Source organism: Corallococcus llansteffanensis (assembly GCF_003612055.1).
Lineage (GTDB): Bacteria > Myxococcota > Myxococcia > Myxococcales > Myxococcaceae > Corallococcus > Corallococcus llansteffanensis.
The window spans coordinates 1-6,527 of the sequence record NZ_RAWB01000561.1 but is presented as its reverse complement, the minus strand read 5'-3'; the positions used below and the strand labels follow the sequence as shown (position 1 = coordinate 6,527).

At 69.2% G+C, this 6,527-nt stretch carries 7 protein-coding genes; 2 read left to right on the top strand and 5 right to left on the bottom strand.

What is annotated here, in order from left to right; genetic code table 11:
• From D7V93_RS35060 to ald, 4 genes are all read right to left on the bottom strand, one after another.
• The coding region (locus tag D7V93_RS35060; RefSeq protein ID WP_147451503.1) for a response regulator at positions 1-778 on the bottom strand (778 nt) is incomplete at its 3' end.
• 185 nt (positions 779-963) lie between these two features.
• A complete protein-coding gene (locus D7V93_RS35055) occupies positions 964-1,818 on the bottom strand; it encodes an anti-sigma factor family protein (protein ID WP_120647512.1) in 855 nt (284 codons plus the stop codon).
• A gap of 27 nt (positions 1,819-1,845) precedes the next feature.
• Positions 1,846-2,487, bottom strand: coding sequence for a sigma-70 family RNA polymerase sigma factor (locus tag D7V93_RS35050; RefSeq protein WP_120611876.1), 642 nt, complete (start codon positions 2,485-2,487; stop codon positions 1,846-1,848).
• 253 nt (positions 2,488-2,740) lie between these two features.
• The gene (gene ald / locus D7V93_RS35045; RefSeq protein WP_120647511.1) at positions 2,741-3,868 is read right to left on the bottom strand and encodes an alanine dehydrogenase; all 1,128 of its coding nucleotides are present in this window, start codon (positions 3,866-3,868) and stop codon (positions 2,741-2,743) included.
• 176 nt (positions 3,869-4,044) lie between these two features.
• Between ald and D7V93_RS35040 the strand changes: the two genes are divergently transcribed.
• Together D7V93_RS35040 and D7V93_RS35035 are read left to right on the top strand one after the other, a co-directional pair.
• A complete protein-coding gene (locus tag D7V93_RS35040) occupies positions 4,045-5,355 on the top strand; it encodes a radical SAM family protein (RefSeq protein ID WP_120647510.1) in 1,311 nt (436 codons plus the stop codon).
• A gap of 32 nt (positions 5,356-5,387) precedes the next feature.
• Positions 5,388-6,077: a tetratricopeptide repeat protein gene (locus D7V93_RS35035; protein ID WP_120647509.1), complete on the top strand. Its 690-nt coding sequence runs from the start codon at positions 5,388-5,390 to the stop codon at positions 6,075-6,077.
• Positions 6,078-6,095: 18 nt separating this feature from the next.
• On the opposite strand, the gene D7V93_RS35030 is transcribed toward D7V93_RS35035, so the two are convergent.
• On the bottom strand, positions 6,096-6,527 hold a 432-nt coding region (locus D7V93_RS35030; protein ID WP_147451502.1), incomplete at its 5' end, for a response regulator.

Below are 6,527 nucleotides of genomic sequence, written 5' to 3'. Positions count from 1 at the left end.
GCGTGGGCGAGGGGACGGCGCGCACGGGCGCGGGGGGCGCCACCGGCTCCGGCTCCGCGGCCGGCATGAAGCCGATGACGGTCTTCTCCTCCGGCTCGTCGTCCAGCCCGCTCAGCACGTCGAGCGAGTCGTCGTTGTCGGAGCCCAGCGAATCGAGCGCGGAGCCCTCCTCCTCGGAGGACGCGTCCAGGTCCGGCGGCGCCACCACGGCCTCTTCCTCGGGCGTGCCGGTGACGGGCTCGGACATGTCGCTGAAGGCCTCATCCAGCATGTCCAGGTCTTCACCCGGGACGGCGGGCTCCTCGCCCGTGTCCACGGCGATCTCCTCGCCGAAGTCCGGCGACGGCTCCTCGCCCAGCGAGTCCAGCGTGAGGCTGTCGTCCACCACCTCGTCGCTGACGGGCATCTCCGGGAAGCCGATCAGGCCGCCCACGCGATCCACCAGCGTGTCGGTGTCCACGGGCTTCGCCACGTACTCATCCGCGCGCGCCTTCAGCTTGCTGTGCGCCGCGAAGCCGTCCGGGCTGCCGATGATGACGATGGGCACCGTCTTCAGCTCGTCGTCCTTCTTCAGCTTGCCGCAGATGAGGTAGCCGTTCTGTCCGGCGGACAGGTCCACGGCGAGCACCACGAGCTCCGGGCGCTCACGCCGGATCAGCTCCACGCTGCCCTTGCCGTCCCCCGTCGTCTGCGCCGTGAAGCCCCGGGCTTCCAGCGCCTGCTGCAGGGTGGCGGAGAGGGTGGCGTCGCTTTCGACGATCAGGATTCGCTTGGACATGAAGGGACGGCCGTCCTGGGAGTGCGGCGCGCGGTGGATCACCACGAACAGAGCGGCGGCGCGCGAAGAGAAGAAACGCCGTCGAGGCTATCGGCCATGTCTGGGACCGTCAATCTTCACACCGGGTGCAACGCCCGGTATTCAGTTGAGCAGGCGACCACTCAGGCCCCGCGTCGCGGGGCCGCTCAGGGCTGTAGCGAGACAGGCTGCACGCTCACCGCGGGCTTCACCTGCGCGGGGCGCGGCGTGCCGTTGGAGCGGTGCTCCTGATCCCTCAGCATCTGCAGGATGGCGGCGTCGTCCAGGTCCGTCACGAGCTCGTACGTGATGTCCTGATCACGCCACGTCACCACGTTGTAGGCCTGGCTGGAGTCCTCCACGGCCACGTTCTGCACCGTGGGAGCCTCCTCCACCGTCACCCGCCGGCCCGTCGCCGGATACACGAACACGCCGATGTTGCGCTTGGCCTCGTTCGTGAGCCGGGGCTGCGTCTCATAGCTGACGTAGACGACTTCCTGGCCGTTGAGCGTGGAGAAGCGCGCGCCCACGGGTCGGGCCTGCTGCAGGCGGGGCAGGGTGATGCGGTGCTCCACCTTGTCGTTGAACCACGCCTCGATCTGCTCCGGCGTGCCCGCGACGAACTCCAGGGGCCGCTGACGCGTGTGCCGCTGCACGGCCTCCAGGATGGAGGCGCGCTGCGCCTGGCCGGACTGGTACGTCATCCAGCCGCCGCCCACCGTCACCACCACCAGGGCCACCGCCCCGGCGCGCAGCCACTGGCTCACCTGGGCGCGGCGCTGCTCGCGGTGCAGGCCGGACTGGATGCCCGCGCGCAGCGACGCCGGTGCGCGCGTGCCCTGGGAGGAGACGGTGTGCTTCGCCGCGCGCCGGAGCGCCTGGCGCAGCTGCATCTCCTCGTCCACCCGCGCCACGCACGCGGAGCAGCCTTCCAGATGCGACTCCACGTCGTGGCGTTCCTCGGGCTGAAACTCGCCGTCGAGGTACGGGTACAACAATCGCTCGAGTTCCTGGCAGGTCATAGGGGCTCGATGGACTCCAACCTCTGTCTAGCCTGCCTTCTTCCTGCGGCGGTACTCTTCCAGGTCCGCGGGCGCCGGGACCGGATCTCCATCATGCCGGAAGACCCCCTGGCCCTGGGCGTATTCGCGCAGCGTCTTCTGCAGCAGCTTGCGACCGCGGAACAGCCGGCTCATCACCGTGCCCACGGGGCACTCGAGGATCTCCGCGATCTCCTTGTAGGAGAACTCCTGGAGGTCCGCGAGGATGACCACCAGCCGGAAGTCGATGGGCAGCGAGTCGATGGCGCGCAGCACGTCGTCCGACAGCAGCCGGTCGAAGAAGTACTGTTCGGGGTTGGCCGCGAAGTCCGTCGCGTCCCGGCTCACGAAGCGCTCGTGCACCGCCTCACGCTCCACGCCCTCCACCACCGTGCGCTCCTTCACCTTGCGCCGGTACCGGTTGATGAACGTGTTGGTGAGGATCTTGAAGAGCCAGGCCTTGATGTTCGTGCCGCGCTCGAACTTGTCGAAGAAGCGATAGGCCCGCATGCAGGTGTCCTGCACCAGGTCCTCGGCGTCGCGCTCGTTCTTGGTCAGCCGGAGGGCCGCTGAGTAGAGCGGGTCCAGGTGCGCCAGCGCCAGCTCTTCGAATTCCTGCTTCGTCCGGTTGGGTTGCCTGAAGTCCAGCATCATGCTCCCGCCTTCCAGGGGCCCGAAATGATTAGGGGAATGCGTCGCCTGCCTAACGGTCAATCTATGCACCGGAGCAGGCGGGTCAACAACGCTTTCCCCTGCCGCGTCGCACGCATGCCCGCTTCTGGAGTGCGGAGACGTCCGGCGGGATCATTTATTCCTCAAGGTGGGAACCGGAGGGGACACCTGGACGGATTTCCCCTCCGGCAACCCGGCCAGAACGCGGCTGGCCGGCTGCTGAACGGCCTGGCTACCGCTTGCCGCCGAGCGCGTCCATCAGGGGCACGTAGTCGTAGCCCATGTCCTTCGCGACGGCCTCGTAGGTGATGTGGCCGTTGTAGGTGTTGATGGCACGCTGGAGGGCGCGGTCGGCCTTGACGGCCTCCACGAGGCCCAGGTCCGCGATCTTCCGCGAGTACGGGCGCGTGGTGTTGGTGAGCGCGAACGTGGACGTCTGGGGCACGGCGCCGGGCATGTTGGCCACGCAGTAGTGGACGACGTCGCTCACGGTGAACGTGGGGTTGTCGTGCGTGGTGGGCTTGCAGGTCTCGATGCAGCCGCCCTGGTCCACCGCCACGTCGACGACGACGGAGCCGGGCTCCATCTCCGCGATGAGCTCCCGCGACACGAGCTTGGGCGCCTTGCCGCCGGGAATGAGCACGCCACCGACGACGAGGTCCGACTCGCGCACGGTGCGCGCGATGGACTCCGTGTCCGACGCCAGCGTCTGCGCGCGGCCGAGGAACACGTCGTCCAGGTAGGTGAGGCGCTCCAGGTTCACGTCGAGGATGGTCACTTCCGCGCCCATGCCCACCGCGACCTTGGCGGCGCACAGGCCCACCACGCCGCCGCCGATGATGGCCACGCGGCCGCGGCGCACGCCGGGCACGCCGCCCAGCAGGATGCCCTTGCCGCCGTGCGCCTTCTCCAGGCACGCCGCGCCCACCTGGATGGCCATCTTGCCCGCCACCTCGCTCATGGGCTTGAGCAGCGGGAGGCTGCCGTCGTCCAGCTGGAGCGTCTCGTAGGCGACCGCGGTGACCTTCTTCTTCAGGAGCGTCTTGGTGAGCTCCGGATCCACGCCGGCCAGGTGGAAGTACGTGTAGACGATCTGCCCGTTCTGCATGCGCTCGTACTCCGGCGCGATGGGCTCCTTCACCTTCACCACCATCTCCGAGCGCTTCCACACCTCATCCGCGCTGGAGATGATCTGCGCGCCAACGCGCTGGTACTCCGAGTCCGGGATGCCGGAGCCGACGCCAGCGTTCGTCTCGACCAGCACCGTGTGGCCCGCGCTGGTGAGCGCGCGCACGCCCGCAGGCACCATGCCGACACGGTACTCGCGGGTTTTGATCTCCTTGGGAACTCCGACGATCACGACTGCCTCCGGATAGGGGACTACGGAAAACGTGGCGGACCCATAAACCAGCGCCCCAGCGCTTTCAAGGCGCGCACGGACAGCCTGCAGCGTCGGGTGTGATGGGCCTCATTCGCCCAATCACATGACGCGAGGCGTTGGACGCATGGCGCTCGGCCCGTGGTAGTTAAACGGACATGACGCACGCGCCAAAACTGCTCTTCGCGGACCCCAAGGGTCGGGTCATGGAGCATCCGTACCTCATCGCCACCCTGCGCAGCGGGGAGGAGCTCGTGCCGCCGCAGGACAAGCCCATCGCCCTGCCCGCGGCCGGTCGCCTGGTGCACCTGCCCGGCCGACTGCCCGTGGGGCTCGACCCGGAAACGGGCGAGCTGGAGCTGGTGCGGGAGATGAAGGTCGGCGGCAAGACGTTCGTGCCCAACGCCGTGGGCGCGCTCCTGCCGCCCGGCTACACGCGCACGTTCCTGCCCGGGGAGGTGAAGGGCAGCGGGCCGGTGCTCCCGCAGTGGGCGTACACGGCGGCGGCGTGGGGGGAGAAGGGCCCGCTCGCGTGGGCCATCCACACCGACCGGCGCTCGCACTGGGAGCCGGAGGCGTACTCCACGCCGGAGCTGAAGGGGCTGGTCTCCGCGCACCTGGAGCGCTTCCCGGACAGCCGCGTGCTCAAGCAGCTGAAGACGTGCGCGCTGCTGTACCGGTGCTTCACGTCGCAGAACATCTTCTACGCGCGCGACGAGGGCGCCATCCCCGCGTCCGTGATGTGCAACGCGCGCTGCGTGGGCTGCATCTCGGATCAGCCCGCGGACGGCCCCCCGGCTTCGCACGAGCGCATGGATGACGGCCCCTCCGCGGAGGAGATGGCGGCCATCGGCCTTTACCACCTGGAGCACGCGCCGGGGCGCACCATGGTGAGCTTCGGCCAGGGGTGCGAGGGCGAGCCGCTCACGCGCTGGAAGTACATCGCGGAGTCCATCCGGATGATGCGCGCGAAGACGGACAAGGGCTCCATCAACATCAACACCAACGCCAGTCTCACGCACGGGCTCAGGGCGCTGCTGGATGCCGGGCTGGACGCGGTGCGCGTGTCGCTCAACGCCGCGTCCAAGGGGCTCTACGAGGCCTACTACAAGCCGGTGAAGTACGGCTGGGAGGACGTCGAGGCCTCCATCGCGCTGGCCCGCGAGCGCGGCGCGTACCTGGCGCTCAACCTGCTCCTGTTCCCCGGCGTCACCGACCGCGAGGGCGAGGTGCGCGCGCTGGAGGAGCTGGTGCGCAAGTACCGCGTGGATCAGGTGCAGACGCGCTCGCTGTGCATCGACCCGCTCCAGTACCTGGAGGTCGCGCGAGGGGTGGGTGCGGGCGGTGAGCCGGTGGGCATCCGCACGCTCCTGCAGCGACTGAAGGCGGCGCGGCCGGGGCTCATCATCGGCAACTTCGCGCGCGGCCTGGACGAGCGGGAGAACGCCGCGAGCACGCCAGGGGTTTGACCCTCCGGTGACGGGCGGCTACAGAGCCGGGCATGTCCGTCTCCCCACGCGTCCCGTTCCGTCTGGCCGTCCTCTGTCTCTCCTCCGGCGCCGTGGCCGTCCTCGGCGCGTGCAGCAAGGCGCCCGAGGAGCCGGAGTTCGACCACGGGTTGAAGAAGCCCATCGTGCGCAAGCTGCGCGAGGCCCTGAAGGAGACGCCGTGTGACAAGGCGAAGGCGCAGGAGTACGCGCAGCTCCTGATGACCACCGGGGACCTGAAGGGCGTGACGAAGGCGGCGGACGACTTCACCGCCGCGTGCGGCCCGAACGTCGTCCTGCTCCAGCTCTCCTACACGGCGAACGCGCGCCAGGGTCAGAAGGCCGAGGCGCTGAAGGCCGCCACGGCGCTGGTGGATGCGCAGCCGGAGAACGCGAGCTACCGCGTGTGGCGCGGCCTGTCGCAGGAGGCGCTGGGCCAGACGGAGGGGGCGGCGGCGGACTACCAGAAGGCCCTGGAGCTCCAGCCGGATCAGCGCCCCATCCTCAACGCGGTGGTGAAGGCCTATGAGACGCTCAACCGGCCCTGTGACGCGCTGGCTGCGTATCAGCGCTACGTGCAGGCCAAGCCCGCGGAGGCGAACAAGGCCGACGTGAAGAACGCCATGGAGGCGCTCGCCCTCAAGACCTCCTGCCCGGCGGCGGAGGCGGACGCCGGCTCCGCCGACGCGGCCACGGCGCCCTGAGGACACGGGCGCGGGGAACTACTCGGCGCCGGGGGGCATCAGCTCCTTGGCGACGAGGTTGCCCATCACGGCGTCCTTCGGGATGTAGCCGTCGGCGCCGGCCTCGCGGCAGATGCGCTGCAGCTCCTCCACGTTCTCACCGGAGCACAGCAGCACCTTGATGCCCTTGAAGAGGCTGTTGCTCTTGATGAAGCGGCAGAACTGCTCGCCGTTCACGTTGGGCATGCGCACGTCCAGGAGCACCAGGTCCGGGCGCGTCTGCTTCTTCAGGATGATCTTCGTGGCCTTGTCCGCGGAGTCCGCGATGTGGACCTCGAAGCCCTTGGACACGAGGTCCGCTTCGATGATGCGCGCGGTCATCTCGCTGTCGTCCACGATGAGGATGCGCGGCTTGCGCGCCCCGGGGGCCACCGTCTTCGGCGCGGCGATGCCGGCGGGCGCGGCGACGGC